Annotated in this window: 14 protein-coding genes; 11 read left to right on the top strand and 3 right to left on the bottom strand. The window is 74.6% G+C overall.

Annotated elements, in window-relative coordinates; translation table 11 throughout:
* Positions 1 to 43: 43 nt before the first annotated feature.
* Both ald and ACQPX6_RS17730 read left to right on the top strand, forming a co-directional pair.
* The gene (gene ald / locus ACQPX6_RS17735; RefSeq protein ID WP_433781629.1) at positions 44 to 1,171 is read left to right on the top strand and encodes an alanine dehydrogenase; all 1,128 of its coding nucleotides are present in this window, start codon (positions 44 to 46) and stop codon (positions 1,169 to 1,171) included.
* A complete protein-coding gene (locus ACQPX6_RS17730; RefSeq protein WP_433781628.1) occupies positions 1,168 to 2,094 on the top strand; it encodes a site-specific tyrosine recombinase XerD in 927 nt (308 codons plus the stop codon). The genes ald and ACQPX6_RS17730 overlap by 4 nt, the downstream gene beginning before the upstream one ends.
* 24 nt (positions 2,095 to 2,118) lie before the next feature.
* On the opposite strand, the gene ACQPX6_RS17725 is transcribed toward ACQPX6_RS17730, so the two are convergent.
* Positions 2,119 to 3,513, bottom strand: coding sequence for a cytochrome P450 (locus ACQPX6_RS17725; RefSeq protein ID WP_433788291.1), 1,395 nt, complete (start codon positions 3,511 to 3,513; stop codon positions 2,119 to 2,121).
* Positions 3,514 to 3,677: 164 nt separating this feature from the next.
* Here ACQPX6_RS17725 and ACQPX6_RS17720 point away from each other — a divergent pair, with 164 nt between their 5' ends.
* Positions 3,678 to 4,277 (top strand): TetR family transcriptional regulator, encoded by a 600-nt coding sequence (locus tag ACQPX6_RS17720; protein WP_433781627.1) that lies wholly within the window; start codon positions 3,678 to 3,680, stop codon positions 4,275 to 4,277.
* A 24-nt stretch (positions 4,278 to 4,301) separates the two neighbouring features.
* Here ACQPX6_RS17720 and ACQPX6_RS17715 read toward each other — a convergent pair whose 3' ends face one another.
* Positions 4,302 to 5,549, bottom strand: a complete 1,248-nt coding sequence (locus tag ACQPX6_RS17715; RefSeq protein ID WP_433781626.1) for an MFS transporter — start codon at positions 5,547 to 5,549, stop codon at positions 4,302 to 4,304.
* A gap of 249 nt (positions 5,550 to 5,798) precedes the next feature.
* On the opposite strand from ACQPX6_RS17715, the gene ACQPX6_RS17710 reads away from it, so the two are divergent.
* The 5 genes from ACQPX6_RS17710 (at position 5,799) to ACQPX6_RS17690 (ending at position 10,830) form a co-directional block, all read left to right on the top strand.
* On the top strand, positions 5,799 to 6,698 hold the full coding sequence (locus ACQPX6_RS17710; RefSeq protein WP_433781624.1) for a ParA family protein: 900 nt from the start codon (positions 5,799 to 5,801) through the stop codon (positions 6,696 to 6,698).
* Entirely contained in the window at positions 6,695 to 7,537 is an 843-nt protein-coding gene (locus ACQPX6_RS17705) for a segregation and condensation protein A (protein WP_433781623.1), read from the top strand. The genes ACQPX6_RS17710 and ACQPX6_RS17705 overlap by 4 nt, the downstream gene beginning before the upstream one ends.
* The gene (gene scpB, locus ACQPX6_RS17700; RefSeq protein ID WP_433781622.1) at positions 7,534 to 8,103 is read left to right on the top strand and encodes an SMC-Scp complex subunit ScpB; all 570 of its coding nucleotides are present in this window, start codon (positions 7,534 to 7,536) and stop codon (positions 8,101 to 8,103) included. The genes ACQPX6_RS17705 and scpB overlap by 4 nt, the downstream gene beginning before the upstream one ends.
* 29 nt (positions 8,104 to 8,132) lie before the next feature.
* On the top strand, positions 8,133 to 9,641 hold the full coding sequence (locus ACQPX6_RS17695; protein ID WP_433781621.1) for a carboxylesterase/lipase family protein: 1,509 nt from the start codon (positions 8,133 to 8,135) through the stop codon (positions 9,639 to 9,641).
* Between the two features lie 109 nt (positions 9,642 to 9,750).
* Positions 9,751 to 10,830 carry an IS110 family transposase gene (locus ACQPX6_RS17690; RefSeq protein ID WP_433781620.1) on the top strand — a complete coding sequence of 360 codons (1,080 nt, stop codon included), beginning with the start codon at positions 9,751 to 9,753 and terminating at the stop codon, positions 10,828 to 10,830.
* 322 nt (positions 10,831 to 11,152) lie between these two features.
* Here the strand turns inward: ACQPX6_RS17690 and ACQPX6_RS17685 are convergent, their stop codons facing one another.
* Complete coding sequence (locus ACQPX6_RS17685) at positions 11,153 to 11,434, bottom strand: hypothetical protein (RefSeq protein WP_433781618.1); 282 nt, start codon at positions 11,432 to 11,434, stop codon at positions 11,153 to 11,155.
* A 145-nt stretch (positions 11,435 to 11,579) separates the two neighbouring features.
* Between ACQPX6_RS17685 and ACQPX6_RS17680 the strand changes: the two genes are divergently transcribed.
* From ACQPX6_RS17680 to der, 3 genes are all read left to right on the top strand, one after another.
* On the top strand, positions 11,580 to 12,323 hold the full coding sequence (locus ACQPX6_RS17680) for a pseudouridine synthase (RefSeq protein WP_433781616.1): 744 nt from the start codon (positions 11,580 to 11,582) through the stop codon (positions 12,321 to 12,323).
* Between the two features lie 91 nt (positions 12,324 to 12,414).
* Positions 12,415 to 13,170, top strand: coding sequence for a (d)CMP kinase (gene cmk, locus ACQPX6_RS17675; protein WP_433781614.1), 756 nt, complete (start codon positions 12,415 to 12,417; stop codon positions 13,168 to 13,170).
* 1 nt (position 13,171) lies between these two features.
* Positions 13,172 to 14,569, top strand: a complete 1,398-nt coding sequence (gene der, locus ACQPX6_RS17670; RefSeq protein WP_433781612.1) for a ribosome biogenesis GTPase Der — start codon at positions 13,172 to 13,174, stop codon at positions 14,567 to 14,569.

Below are 14,569 nucleotides of genomic sequence, written 5' to 3'. Positions count from 1 at the left end.
CGCGGTGCCGCCCCGGAGCGGTCGGCGGCGCTAGGGTCCGGCCATGAAGGTCGGTGTGCCGCGCGAGGTCAAGGACCACGAGGACCGGGTGGCGCTGACGGCCATCGGCGTCACCGAGCTGGTGCGCCGGGGCCACGAGGTGCTGGTGGAGACCGGCGCCGGCGTCGGGTCGGTGATCAGCGACGACGCGTTCCGCGAGGCCGGGGCCTCGATCGTCGACTCCGCCGACGAGGTGTGGGCCTCGAGTGACCTGCTGCTCAAGGTCAAGGAGCCGGTGCCCGAGGAGTACCACCGGCTGCGCCGCGGCCAGGTGCTGTTCACCTACCTGCACCTCGCGGCGTCGAAGGAGTGCACGACGGCGCTGCTCGACGCCGGCGCCACGGCCGTCGCCTACGAGACCGTGCAGGCCGCCGACGGGGCGCTGCCGCTGCTCGCGCCCATGAGCGAGATCGCCGGGCGCATGGCCCCGCAGGTCGGGGCGCACCACCTGGAGAACGCGCAGGGCGGGCGCGGCGTGCTGCTCGGCGGCGTGCCCGGTGTGCGTCCCGGACGCGTGGCGGTGATCGGGGCCGGGACGTCGGGCATGGCTGCGACGACGATCGCGGTGGGGCTCCGGGCGTCGGTGGAGGTGCTCGACGTCGACGTGCGCGCGCTGCGCCGGGTCGACGAGGTGTTCTCGGGAGGCGTGCGCACGGTGCTCTCGAGCGCCCCGGAGATCGAGCGCGCGTGCCGCGAGGCCGACCTGGTCATCGGCGCCGTGCTCGTGCCGGGTGCGCGGGCGCCCGTGCTGGTGTCGAGCGAGCTGGTGGGCGAGATGCGCTCGGGCTCGGTGCTGGTCGACCTGGCCGTCGACCAGGGCGGCTGCTTCGAAGACACCCACCCGACGACCCACGCCGACCCCACCTACCGCGTGCACGACTCGGTGTTCTACTGCGTCGCCAACGTCCCGGGCGCGGTGCCGACCACGTCGACGCGGGCGCTCACCGGCGTCACGCTGCCCTACGTCCTGGCCCTGGCCGACCGGGGTCTCGGCGCCGCCGCGGCGGCGGACCCGGCGCTGGCGAAGGGCGTCAACGTGGTCGACGGTGAGCTGGTCACCGAGGCGGTGGGGGAGGCCCACGGGATCCCGGTGCGGGCGCTGGCGGAGGTGCTGCCCGAGGTCGCGGGGTGACGACCCCGGCGTCGGCGCTGCGTCTCTACCTCGACCACCTCCTCGTCGAGCGCGGCACGGCGGCGAACACGCTCGCGTCCTACCGCCGGGACCTGGCGCGCTACCTCGAGCACCTCGACGCCGCCGGGGTCACCGACCTCGCCGAGGTCACCGAGCGCCACGTCGGCGACTTCCTCGTGGGCCTGCGCACGGGTGCGGGCGGGCGGACCCCGCTGGCGACGGCGTCGGCGACGCGCGCGGTGGTGGCGGTGCGCGGACTGCACCGGTTCGCGCTGGCCGAGGGGATCGTCGCGGTGGACGTGGCGCGCGAGGTGCACCCGCCCTCGCCGCCGCGCCGGCTGCCCAAGGCGCTCGACGTCACGACCGTCGACCGGCTGCTCACCGCGCGGGGCGGCGAGGCCGACGACCTGGGCGGCGTGCGCGACCGCGCGCTGCTCGAGCTGCTGTACTCCACGGGCGCGCGGATCTCCGAGGCGGTCGGGCTGGACGTCGACGACGTGGACGCCACCGAGCGCTCGGTGCGCCTGGCGGGCAAGGGCGGCAAGGAGCGGATCGTGCCGATCGGGCGCCCGGCGCTCGCCGCGCTCGATGCCTACCGGGTGCGGGCACGCCCGGGGCTGGCGGCGCGGGGGCGGGGGACGCCGGCGCTGTTCCTCAACGCCCGCGGGGCACGGCTCTCGCGCCAGAGCGCGTGGGCGTCGCTGCGGGCGGCCGCGGACCACGCGGGGATCACGGGAGACATCTCCCCGCACACCCTGCGGCACTCGTTCGCGACCCACCTGCTCGACGGCGGTGCCGACCTGCGCGTGGTGCAGGAGCTGCTCGGCCACGCCTCGGTGACCACGACCCAGATCTACACCCAGGTCACCGTCGACACCCTGCGCGAGGTGTTCGCGATGGCGCACCCGCGCGCACGTGCGTGATCTTCCCAGCTATAGCTCAGAAGATCACGCACGTAGGGGTTCGAGGCGCAGGGGGAGGCCGTCGGCGGGGACGGGCAGCGAGGTGTTGTCCCAGCGCGGTTCGTAACCCGGCGCGACCGTGATCCGGTGGTGGCGCAGCAGCTCGTGGAGGATCGCCGTCACTTCCAGCGACCCGAACAGCATCCCCAGGCACTTGTGCACCCCGCCGCCGAAGGGGATCCAGGCGTCGCGGTGGGCGCGGTCCTCGCGGCGCCCCGCGGCGAAGCGCTCGGGGTCGAACACGTCGGGGTCGGTCCAGATCGCGGGGTCGTGGTGGTTCACCGCGCCCGCGACCATGACGAGCTGCCCCGCGGGCAGGTGGTGACCCAGCAGCGCGGTGTCGCGCACCGTCCGGCGCATCACGATCGGCACCGGCGCGGCGAGGCGCAGCGACTCCTTCATCACCAGGTCCAGCGTGCCCAGCGACTGCAGCGCGGCGGCGTCCGGCGGGGCGTCGCCGAGGGCCAGCGACTCCTCGCGGGCGCGCTCCTGCCACTCCGGGTTCGCGGCGAGGTAGTGGGCGGCGGCCGCGCTGGTGATCGTCGAGGTGTCGTGCGCCGCCATCATCAGGAAGATCATGTGGTTCACGACGTCGGCGTCGCTGAAGGCCTCGCCCTCGGGGGTGCGCGCCCGGCACAGGGCGGAGAACAGGTCGTCGCCGTCACCGGCGCGCTTGGCCGGCAGCGCCTCGGTGAAGTAGCGCTCGAGCAGGGCGCGCCCCCGCAGCCCGGCGCGGTAGCGCGTCCCGGGCAGGTCGCGCCGCACGATCGCGCTGGCCGCCTGGACGCAGGCCATGAACGCGTCGTTGACCGCCTCGGCCTCCGGCCCGGAGCGCCCGTCCATGAACACCCGGGTGGCGACGTCGAGGGTCAGCCGCTTGAGCAGGGGATAGATGCGCACCTGGCGGCCGGTGGGCCAGGCCGGGATCGTCTCGCGCAGCACGGGGACGGTGCGGTCGACGTAGCCGCGCACCCGGTCGGCGGTGAACGCCTCCTGCATGACGCGGCGGTGCACGCGGTGGTCGTCGCCGTCGAGCAGCATCAGCCCGCGGTGGAAGAAGTCGTCGACGAGGAAGCGCCACCCGTCCTGCGAGTAGGCCTTCTCGGGGTTGGTGAGCACGGCGTGCGTCGCGTCGGGGCCAGCCGCGATGACCACGTGCTCACCGACGAACCCGCACCACGACACCGGGCCGAGCGCCGCGTGCCGGGCGCGGGTGAAGGCGTGGCCGTAGCGGATGTAGGACAGCGTGTGCCCCAGGACCGGCGGCCCCGGGTCGCCCGGCACCGGCAGCAGCCCGGAGCCCGCGGGCGGCGCGGCCAGCGGGCGGACCCGGCGCGGGCGCGTCCGCTCGAGCAGCCGGCGGTCGACGTCGCGCGGCATGGGCGTGAGCACGACAGACGACAGGCGCTCGCCCGTCACGGTGCGGACAGCGGACACGGCCACCTCCGGGAGTCGGTGTCCTGGACGTTAGACACGGATCGCGTTCGTGTCCACGGGGGAGACGCGAGCGGGCGACGTGTCCAGGACCCGCTACCCTCGGCGCCGTGCCCGCCCCGCCGCCCCGGTCGTTCACTGACCGCACCCGCGGCCTCGTCCGCGACGAGGCCCTCGAGCGGGCGGCGGAGCTGCTCGTGGCCGGCGGCTGGCGCGGGCTGCGGCTGCAGGACGTCGCCGACGGCATCGGCGTGAGCCGTCAGACGCTCTACAACGAGTTCACGAGCAAGCAGGGCCTCGCCGCGGCGCTGGTGCTGCGGCGGACCGAGGAGTTCCTGGCCGGGCTCGACGCCGCGCTGGAGGGCGAGGACGACCTGTACCGGGCGTGGCGCGGGGCCGTGCGCACGACCCTGGACACGGTCGCCGGCGACCCGCTCCTGCGGGTGCTGCTCACCGGGCAGGGCGCCGAGGACCTGCTGCCGCTGCTGACCAGCGAGGCGGAGCCGCTGGTGGTGGCCGCCCGCGACCGGGCCGCGGCGTTCGTCGCGCGCCGGCGCCCGGAGCTCGACGCGGCCACGACGACGGCGGCGGCGGAGATCGCGGCGCGGCTGACGATCAGCCACGTCGTGCTGCCCCTGCACCCGCCCGACGACGTCGCCGACCAGATCGCGACGACGGTGGTGCGCTACCTCGCCGGGGTACGTGAGTGATCTTCTGAGCTATAGCTCAGAAGATCACGCACGTGCGGGAGCGCGTCCCACCAGGACCACGCCGAGGGCGCCCAGGGCGGCGACGAGGGCGAAGGCGTAGAAGCCCCAGGGGTAGGCGATGCCCGCCTGGAGCAGGGCGCCGCCGACGATCGGGCCGGTGATCGCGCCGAGCCGCCCGACACCGCTGGCCGTGCCCAGTGCCGTGCCGCGGCCCTCGGCGGGGTAGAGCTGCGAGACGTAGGCGTACACGAGCACCTGCGCCGAGAACACGAAGATCCCGGCGAGCAGCACGCTGAGGTACACCCCGATCCCGGGCAGGGGGATCGAGAGCAGCGCCAGGAACAGGGTCGCGGCGGCGAACCAGGCGATCGTCGCCGGGCGCACCCCGATCCGGTTGGCGACGGTGCCGGCGAGCAGCAGGCCGAGGATGGCCCCGACGTTGAGCACCAGCAGCAGGGCCAGGGCCGCGCCGAGCTCGTAGCCCGCCGAGCGCATGATCTCGGGCAACCAGGTGTTCAGGCCGTAGACCAGCAGCAGGCCCATGAACGACGCGATCCAGAACGCGATCGTCGGGCGGGCGAGGCCGTCGCGGAAGAGCGTCGCGATCGGGTTGGGTCGGCTCTCCCGGCGCTCGCCGCGCCAGCTGGAGTCGCGCCCGCGCCGCGCCAGGTACTCCGCCGACTCCGGCAGCCGCATCCAGAGCAGCGGCAGCAGGACCACCGCGGGGATCGCGCCGGCCACGAACATCGCCGGCCAGCCGAGCGAGCCGATGAGCAGGATGCCGAGCAGCGCGGTCAGCACGGCGCCGACGTGGTAGCCGGTCATGAGGATCGTCGTGGCGCTGCTGCCGCGCCCGGGCGGGGCGTACTCGGCGACGAGCGCGAGCGCCACGGGCAGCACCCCACCGAGCCCGATGCCGGCGAGGAAGCGCAGCCCGCCGAGCACCTCGGGGTTCGGCGCGAACGCGCACGCGAGCGTGAGCACCGAGAACGCCGCGACGGTGCCGAGCATCGTCGCCCGGCGCCCGACGAGGTCGGCGACGGGCCCGACGGCCAGCGCGCCGACCATCACGCCCAGCAGGCCGACGGTGACCACCACCGAGGCGCCGGCGGGGTCGAGGTCCCAGCCGGGGTCGCGCAGCAGCACCGGGAGCACGACGCCGAGGACCACGAGGTCGAAGCCCTCGAGCGCCACCACCGCCCAGCAGAGCGGGCGGACCCAGCCGGCGCCCACGGCCCGGCCGGTCGTGACGGAACTGGGGGTGGTCGTCATCGCACACGTCCTCGTGGGGTCGACGGAAGCGCGCAGTATGCGGGCGGTCACGCGGTGGCGTCACCGTCGCCTCCCGCTGACCGGAAGAACGTGACGGATCGGGAGGAACCCGCTCGCGCTCGGTGACGACGGCCACCGCCGGGCTCTCGGAGCGTCCGCGCCCGGCGAGTCGCGCGCGGACACGCGTCGGGCGCCTCCTAGGCTGATCGCACGAGTACGAGCACCGGGCACGCGAGGGAGGGGACCGCGATGTCGAACCCCCAGCCCGTCCTCTGGCCAGCCACCGACACCCCAGAACCGGGCACCGCCGCCGAGGATTGCGGCACCGTCCCCCCGGGCCGCCCGCGGCGCCAGGTCCCGGTGCCCGGCCCGCTCGACGGGCACGGCCCGGCCACCGTCCTGGCGATGTGCAACCAGAAGGGCGGGGTCGGCAAGACCACGTCGACGATCAACCTCGGCGCCGCGCTCGCCGAGTACGGCCGCCGCGTGCTGCTCGTCGACTTCGACCCGCAGGGCGCGCTGTCGGTCGGGCTGGGCGTGCAGCCCCACCAGCTCGACACCACGATCTACAACCTGATCATGGAGCGGAACGTCGGGATCGACGACGTCATCCGCCCGACCACGGTCGAGGGCATGGACCTGCTGCCGTCGAACATCGACCTGTCGGCCGCCGAGGTCCAGCTCGTCACCGAGGTCGGCCGCGAGCAGACCCTCGGGCGCACGATCGCCCCGGTGCTCGACCGGTACGACTACGTGCTCGTCGACTGCCAGCCCTCGCTCGGCCTGCTGACCGTCAACGCGCTGGCCTGCGCGGACGGGGTGCTGATCCCGCTGGAGTGCGAGTTCTTCAGCCTGCGCGGCGTGGCCCTGCTCATGGACACGATCGAGAAGGTGCAGGACCGGCTGAACCCCAAGCTGGAGATCACCGGCATCCTGGCCACCATGTACGACCCGCGCACGCTGCACACCCGCGAGGTGATGACACGCGTCGTCGAGGCGTTCGGCGAGCTCGTGTTCGACGCCGTCATCAACCGGACGGTCCGCTTCCCCGAGACCACCGTGGTCGGCGAGCCGATCACCCGGTGGGCCTCGAAGTCCGCCGGCGCCGAGGCGTACCGCGCGCTGGCCCGCGAGGTCATCGCCCGGTGACGCTCGCGCCCCCCGAGACACCCCAGGCACCCCAGGCACCCGACCGGGTCCGCTTCCAGGTCAGCCTGCACAACTTCACCGGCCCGTTCGACCTGCTGCTCGCGCTCATCGGCCGCCACGAGCTCGACCTCACCGAGGTCGCGCTCTCCCGCGTCACCGACGACTTCATCGCCTACACCGCCGCGCTGGGCGACGACGCCGACCTCGAGGAGACCACCGGCTTCCTCGTCGTCGCCGCGACGCTGCTCGACCTCAAGACCGCCCGGTTGCTGCCGCAGGCCGAGGTCGAGGACGAGGAGGACCTCGCGCTGCTCGAGGCGCGCGACGTGCTGTTCGCGCGGCTGCTGCAGTACCGCGCCTACCAGCAGGTCGCGGCGATGTTCCGCGAGCTCGAGGCCTCGGCGCGCCTGCGCTACCCGCGCGCGGTGACGCTGGAGCCGCGCTTCGCCGAGCTCCTGCCCCCGGTGCAGCTCGGCGTGGACGCTGCCGGGTTCGCCGAGCTGGCGGCCGCCGTCTTCCGGCCCAAGCCGCCGCCGACGGTGGGCCTCGACCACCTCCACGCCTCGACGGTGTCGGTGCCCGAACAGGTCGCGATCCTCACCGGCCGCCTGCGCGCGCAGGGCGTGGCGACGTTCGCCGAGCTGGTCGCCGACTGCGAGCACGGCATCGAGGTCGTGGGACGCTTCCTCGCCGTGCTGGAGATGTACCGCACCCGCGACGTGGCCCTCGACCAGCCCGAGGCCTTCGCGGAGCTGCGGGTGCGCTGGGCGCCGGGCGGTGACGCGGGCAGCGCCGGACTGGTGGACGAGGCGGACGAGGTGGACGAGGAGGACGCGTGACCGACCCCCTCGAGGAGGTCGAGGAGGCCCTGGTCTCCGACGCCGAGCTGCTCGCCGCCCTCGAGGCCGTCCTGCTCGTCGTCGACACGCCCGCGCCGACCGACCAGCTCGCCGACGTCCTCGGCCAGCCGATCCCGCGGGTGCAGGGCGCGCTCGAGGGCCTGGCCGCCGAGTACACCGAGCGCGGGCGCGGGATGGAGCTGCGCGCGACGGGGGAGGGCTGGCGGCTCTACAGCCGCGACCGCTTCGCCCCGTACGTCGAGCGCTTCGTCCTCGACGGCCAGCGCACCCGCCTGACCCGGGCGGCTCTGGAGACCCTCGCCGTCGTCGCCTACCGCCAGCCCGTGACGCGCTCGCGGGTCGCCGCGGTGCGCGGGGTGAACGTCGACGGGGTCATCCGCACGCTCGCCGCCCGCGGGCTGATCATCGAGGCGGGCACGGACGTCGGCGGCGGCACGCTGTACCGCACCACCGAGATGTTCCTCGAGCGCCTGGGCCTGGACTCCCTCGAGGACCTGCCGCCGATCGCCCCGCTGCTGCCCGACGTGGACGACATCGACGAGTAGCGAGCAGCCGGTCGGGCACCCTCGCCCCCGTGGACGAGACGCGGAAGACCACCGGCGGCACGATCCGCGGCACCGTCGCCGACGGCCCCGATGCTGTGGCGAGCTTCCTCGGCGTGCCCTACGCGGCCGCCCCGGTGGGCCCGCGGCGCTTCGCGCGGCCCGAGCCGACGAGCTGGGACGGCGAGCGCGACGCCACCGCCCCGGGCCCGACCGCGCCGCAGGGGCCCACGGAAGCCCCGGGGATGCCCGACATCAGCCCGGTCCTCGGCCCCGGCTGGGTGCCCGGCTCGGAGTACCTGACCGTCGACGTGCGCACCCCCGACACCGGCGGCTCCGGAGGCTCGGGGCTGCCGGTCATGGTGTTCGTCCACGGCGGCTCGTTCACCGGCGGGTCGTCGCGGGCGTCGGTGTACGACGGCACGCAGCTCGCCCGCGAGGGCGCGGTGGTCGTGGTGATCAACTACCGCCTCGGCGCCCCGGGCTTCGCCCACATCCCCGGCGTCGTCGCCAACCGCGGCCTGCTCGACCAGATCGCCGCGCTGCGCTGGGTGCACGACAACGCCGCGGCCTTCGGCGGCGACCCCGACCGCATCACCGTGTTCGGCGAGTCCGCGGGCGCGATCAGCGTCGCCGCCCTGCTCGTCGCCGCCCCGCCGGGACTCGTCCGGCGCGCCGTGGTGCAGAGCGGCGGCGGGTCGCACACGCTGGTCCCGCAGCAGGCCGCCGTCACCACCGTCGCGCTGGCCGAGGAGCTCGGCGTGACCCCGGCCGGCCTGCTCGACGTGCCCGACGAGGGCCTCGTCGCGGCCCTCGGGCGCCTGGGGCAGGAGCCGCCCGACCTCAGGGTCGGCGGGCTGCGCGACCCGCTCATGGGCCTCGGCCTGGTCGGGCCGGTGATCGACGACGACCTGCTCGAGCGCCGGCCGGTGGACGCCGTCGCCGCCGGGGCCGCGGCGGGCGTCGACCTGCTGGCCGGCAGCAACGACGACGAGATGGGGCTGTACAGCGTCGTGCTCGGGGAGGCGCTGGGCCTGCCGGGGCCCGACGAGGACGACCTGCACGCCGCGGTCGCCCGCCTCCACGACGACCCCGACGCGGTGATCGCCGCCTACCGGTCGGCGGGCCGCGGCAGCACCGCCGCCGAGGTCCACGACGCGGTGCGCACCGACTGGATGTTCGGCGTCCCCACCCGGCGGCTCGCCGACGCGCACACCGGGCGGACCTGGCGCTACGCGTTCGGCTGGCGCTCGCCGGGCTGGGACGGCCGGCTCGGCGCCTGCCACGGGCTGGAGCTGCCGTTCGTCTTCGACGTGATCGGCCGCGTCGATACCGGCGCCTTCGTCACCGTCGACACCGAGGAGACGCGCGCCCTCGCCGCCCGCATGCGCACCGCGTGGGTGGCCTTCGCCCGCGGCGGCGACCCGGGCTGGCCGTGCTACACCGCCGACGCGCCGACCACGCAGCGCTTCGACACCACCGACGCCCTCACCGACGCTCCGGACGGCCCGGAGCAGGCGGTGTGGGACGGGGTGCGCTAGACCGTATGGAGGCCCGGCGCCTCGCTCGTAAGTTGGCGCGGGTCGCCGTCGCACTCGGTGACGGTGCCGCAATTACGGGAGGCGCCGGGTGTTGGCAGAGCGTACGTGGGTGGGTCTGGACGTTCATGCTCGTTCGGTCGTGGGGTGCGCGATCGATGACGAGGCGTGCGAGATCCGCACCCAGCGGGTGGCGCCGCAGACCGCCGCGATCGTGGCCTGGGTTCTCGCGCTGCCGGGGCCGGTGGCGGTGACCTATGAGGCCGGGCCGACCGGTTTCGGACTCGCGCGGGCGTTGGCCGCGGCCGGGGTCCGTTGCGAGGTGGTCGCGCCCTCGAAGCTCGAGCGTCCGGCCGGGGACAAGGTCAAGACCGATCGTCGGGACGCTGAGCGCCTGGCGCGGCTGCTGCGCATCGGGGAACTGCCCGCGGTGCGGGTCCCCAGCGAGGCCGAGGAAGCCGCCCGGGATCTGGTGCGGGCCCGTGAAGACGCGCGGGGAGACCTGATGCGTGCCCGGCATCGGCTCTCCAAGCTGCTGCTGCGCCAGGGCATCGTGTGGGACCGCAGCGCGTGGACCGGCGAGCACACCGACTGGTTGCGCCGCCAGCGCTTCGACCGGCGCGGGGTGCAGCTGGCCTTCGACGAAGCCCTCGATGCGGTGTTCAGCGTGCACGCCCGCCGCGACCGGCTCGACACCGCGATCGAGGAGATGGCCCAGACGACGTCGCTGGCCGGGCCGGTGGGACGGCTGCGCTGCTTGCGCGGGGTCTCCACGCTGACCGCGGTCGGGCTCTGCGTCGAGGTCGCCGACTGGCACCGCTTCACCGGCTCGACCATCGGTTCCTACCTCGGGCTGGTGCCCTCAGAGTTCTCCTCGGGAGCTCGGCGGGTCCAGGGCGGGATCACCAAGACCGGCAACGCGCACGCCCGCCGGTTGCTGGTCGAAGCCGCCTGGCATCACCGTCGCCCGCTGCGCCCCAGCCGGGAACGGGCCCGGCGCGCCGACGGTCAGCCCGCCGCGGTGCGGGCGCGCGCCGAGGCCGGCAACCGCCGCCTACACCAACGCTGGTGCCGTCTCGAGCAGCGCCGCAAGCGCCCGACGGTGTCGGTGGTGGCCGTGGCCCGCGAGCTCGCCGGCTGGTGCTGGAGCCTCGCGGTGCTCGACGAGCACCAGCATCACGCGGCCGCCTGACACGCGGCCGCCCCCACAAGCCCCGGCGGGTGCCGGGTGCGGATGCAGGCAGCGCGAGGAGCGACCCGCGAGTTAGCTATGAGCAGCTCCGCCCGACCCTCATCGAGCAGGGCGACGCTCGCCCCTAGATCCGCGGAACGCTCCCGACGAACACCCGGTCATGCGGTAACCAACCCGCGCATATCAGCCTGACCGCGCGTCGAGCCGGCACGCCTCCACCCCACCCGGCCCCGCCGGACCCACAACGCCCTGACCAGCCACGATGCACCGCATCGAGGGCCCATCACCCCTGCCCACTTGACAGAAGTGCCCTCCATATCAGCTAGCCGGCCTCGCCGAACCGCGCCTCGAGCTCGGTGAAGAACGCCTCGGCGAGACGCTCGAACGCGGCGGCGTCGATCGCGATGGCGTCGCCGGGGCGCAGACCGAGCACCGCGCGGTCGGGTCGGTACGTGATCACCTTGTTGGTGGTGAGCACGCCGTCGTGGTCGATGAGGCCTTCGGCCAGCAGCTCGACCTCGGTGACCGGGTGGGTGTCCTTGCCCGACACCGGGCGCACGCGGTGCACGAAGCGCCGGTCGAGCGCGAGCAGCAGGGCGGGCACGGTGGCCTCCTCGTCCGGGGTGCGCTGTCTCGTCAGGGAGTCGCAGGCCGCGCCGCGGATGTGACGAGGGCGCCTGCGTACGCTGGTGACGGGTCGAGCCGGGATACGAAGCGCAGCGGAGCTCGACCCTGGAGCAAGGAGCGGTGTGGACGGGTCGGGCGAGGGTGTGCGCCTGCAGAAGGTGCTGGCCGAGGCGGGCGTCGCCTCGCGGCGCCAGGCCGAGATCCTCATGCGGCAGGGCCGCGTGGAGGTCGACGGCAAGGTCGTCAAGGAGATGGGCATCCGGGTCGACCCGGACAGCTCGGTGATCCACGTCGACGGCTCGCGGATCGTCACGGACACCGAGACCGTGCACCTCGCGCTGAACAAGCCCGAGGGGATGCTCTCGACCATGTGGGACGAGCAGGGCCGCCGGTGCGTCGGCGACGTCGTCCTGGAGAAGGCCGAGGGGCAGCGGCTGTTCCACGTCGGGCGCCTCGACGCCGCCACCGAGGGCCTGCTGCTGCTGACCAACGACGGCGAGCTGGCCAACCGGCTGATGCACCCGTCCTACGAGGTGCCCAAGACCTACCTCGCCGAGGTGCGCGCGCCCATCCCGAAGGACTTCGGACGCCGGCTGCGCGACGGCATCGAGCTGGACGACGGGCCGGTCGCGGTCGACAGCTTCCGGGTGATCGACCGGTCCGGCGCGCGCGTCATGGTCGAGGTCGTGCTGCACGAGGGCCGCAAGCACATCGTCCGGCGCCTGCTCGAGGCCGTCGACAAGCCCGTCGAGCGCCTCGTGCGCACCGCGGTGGGCGACGTGCGCCTCGGCGAGCAGCGGCCCGGGAGCCTGCGCAAGCTCGGCCGCGACGAGGTCGGCTCGCTCTACAAGGCCGTCGGGCTGTAGCTCACCCGGTACGGGGCGGACGTCACACCCGGGTCCAGGGCACAATGGAGACCCGAACGGGGTGCGGGCGACGTTCGGGAGGCTGGTCGGCATGGACGGGACGCTGCGCGGGGTGGTCGCCGTCGACGGGCCGTCCGGCACGGGCAAGTCGACCACGGCGCGGGGGCTGGCGATGCGCCTGGACGCGCGCTACCTCGACACGGGCGCGATGTACCGCGCGGTGACGCTGGCCGTGCTGCGCGCCGGCGTGCCGGTCGACGTCGCCGCGACGGCCGCCGATGGCCACGACGAGGTGGTGGCCGTGGCCCTGGGCGCGCGGCTGGACGTCTCCACCGACCCGGCCGAGCCGCGCGTGCGCCTCGACGGCGACGACGTCGACGCCGAGATCCGCGGCAGCGAGGTCACCGCGGCGGTGTCGGCGGTCTCGGCGCTCACCGCGGTGCGCGCCCGCCTCGTGGAGATGCAGCGCCGGATCGTGCGCGCGGCGCTCGACGACGGCGCCGGCATCGTGGTCGAGGGCCGCGACATCGGCACGGTCGTCGCCCCCGACGCCGGGCTGAAGGTGTTCCTCACGGCCTCGGAGCTCGTCCGCGCGGGCCGCCGGGACGCGGAGAACACCGCCGCCGGCCGTCGGGGAGCCCCGGACACCCGTGCCGACCTCGTGCGGCGCGACACGCTGGACTCGTCGCGCGCAGCGTCCCCGCTGCGCCCGGCACACGACGCGGTCGAAGTCGACACCTCGACCCTGGACATCGACGGCGTGCTCGCACGCCTGCAGCACCTGGCCGAGGACCGCGAGATGGTCACCGGCCTCGCCGACGTGGGAGTCGGCACTACAGGAGGATGACGTGACGCAGGACCTGCCCGCTTCGCTGCTCGGCGAAGGCACGGGCGCCCTGCCCGACGACGAGGGAGCACCGGTCCAGCCGGTGCTCGCCGTGGTCGGGCGCCCCAACGTCGGCAAGTCGACGCTGGTCAACCGCATCCTGGGCCGGCGTGAGGCCGTGGTCCAGGATGTCTCGGGCGTGACGCGCGACCGGGTCGCCTACGACGCGCTGTGGAACGGGCGGCGGTTCACGCTGCTCGACACCGGCGGGTGGGAGCCCGGCGCCAAGGGCATGCAGGCCGCGATCTCGGCGCAGGCCGAGACGGCGATGGCCACCGCGGACGTGATCCTGCTGGTGGTCGACGGGCAGGTCGGGGCGACGGCGGTCGACGAGGCCGTCGCGCGCACGCTGCGCCGCGCCGACCGCCCGGTGATCCTGGCCGCGACGAAGGTCGACGACCAGCGGGGCGAGAACGAGCTCTCGGCGCTGTGGCGTCTCGGGCTCGGCGAGCCCCACCCGGTGTCCGGGCTGCACGGGCGCGGGTCGGGCGACCTGCTCGACCTCGTCATCGACGCGATGCCGCAGAGCCCCCGCGACGACGTCGACCTCGAGGGCGGGCCGCGGCGCGTGGCGCTGGTCGGCAAGCCCAACGTCGGCAAGTCGAGCCTGCTCAACCAGCTCACCGGCGAGACGCGCGCCGTGGTCGACCCGACCGCGGGCACGACCACCGACCCCGTCGACTCGCTGGTCGAGATCGACGGCGAGACCTGGAAGATCGTCGACACCGCCGGCCTGCGCCGACGGGTCGGCCAGGCGTCGGGCACCGAGTACTACGCCTCGCTGCGCACCAAGGCCGCCATCGAGGCCGCCGAGGTCACGGTGCTGCTGCTGGACGCCTCCGAGCCGATCAGCGAGCAGGACCTGCGCGTCGCGTCCCAGGTCGCCGACGCCGGCCGGGCGCTGGTGCTGGCCATGAACAAGTGGGACCTGGTCGACGACGACCGCCGCTACGCCATGGTCCGCGAGCTCGAGCGGGCGCTGGTGCGCTTCCCGTGGGTGGAGCGGGTCAACATCTCGGCGCGCACGGGCCGCGCGGTGCAGAAGCTGGCCCCGGCGATGCGCACGGCCCTGGAGAACTGGGACCGCCGCGTGCCCACCGGCCAGCTCAACCAGTGGCTCGCCGACGTCGTGGCCGCCACCCCGCCGCCGGTGCGCGGCGGGAAGCAGCCGAAGATCCTCTACGCGACGCAGGCGCAGAACCGACCGCCGACGTTCGTGCTGTTCACCTCGGGCTTCCTCGAGGCCGGCTACCGCCGCTTCCTCGAGCGCAAGCTACGCGAGACGTTCCCGCTGACGGGCACGCCGATCCAGATCAACGTGCGGGTCCGCGAGAAGGGCAAGCGGGGCGGCCGGAGGTAG

The organism is Actinomycetospora sp. CA-101289, from assembly GCF_050955895.1.
Lineage (GTDB): Bacteria > Actinomycetota > Actinomycetes > Mycobacteriales > Pseudonocardiaceae > Actinomycetospora.
Note: the sequence above shows the minus strand (reverse complement) of the source record. Positions and strands in the feature narration are given on the sequence as shown.

Bases quoted from the DNA above. Each gene is read 5' to 3' on its own strand.
- ald (WP_433781629.1), top strand. From the start codon at position 44: ATGAAGGTCGGTGTGCCGCGCGAGGTCAAGGACCACGAGGACCGGGTG.
- ACQPX6_RS17725 (WP_433788291.1), bottom strand. From the start codon at position 3,513: ATGCCGCGCGACGTCGACCGCCGGCTGCTCGAGCGGACGCGCCCGCGC.
- ACQPX6_RS17715 (WP_433781626.1), bottom strand. From the start codon at position 5,549: ATGACGACCACCCCCAGTTCCGTCACGACCGGCCGGGCCGTGGGCGCC.
- ACQPX6_RS17710 (WP_433781624.1), top strand. From the start codon at position 5,799: ATGTCGAACCCCCAGCCCGTCCTCTGGCCAGCCACCGACACCCCAGAA.
- cmk (WP_433781614.1), top strand. From the start codon at position 12,415: ATGGACGGGACGCTGCGCGGGGTGGTCGCCGTCGACGGGCCGTCCGGC.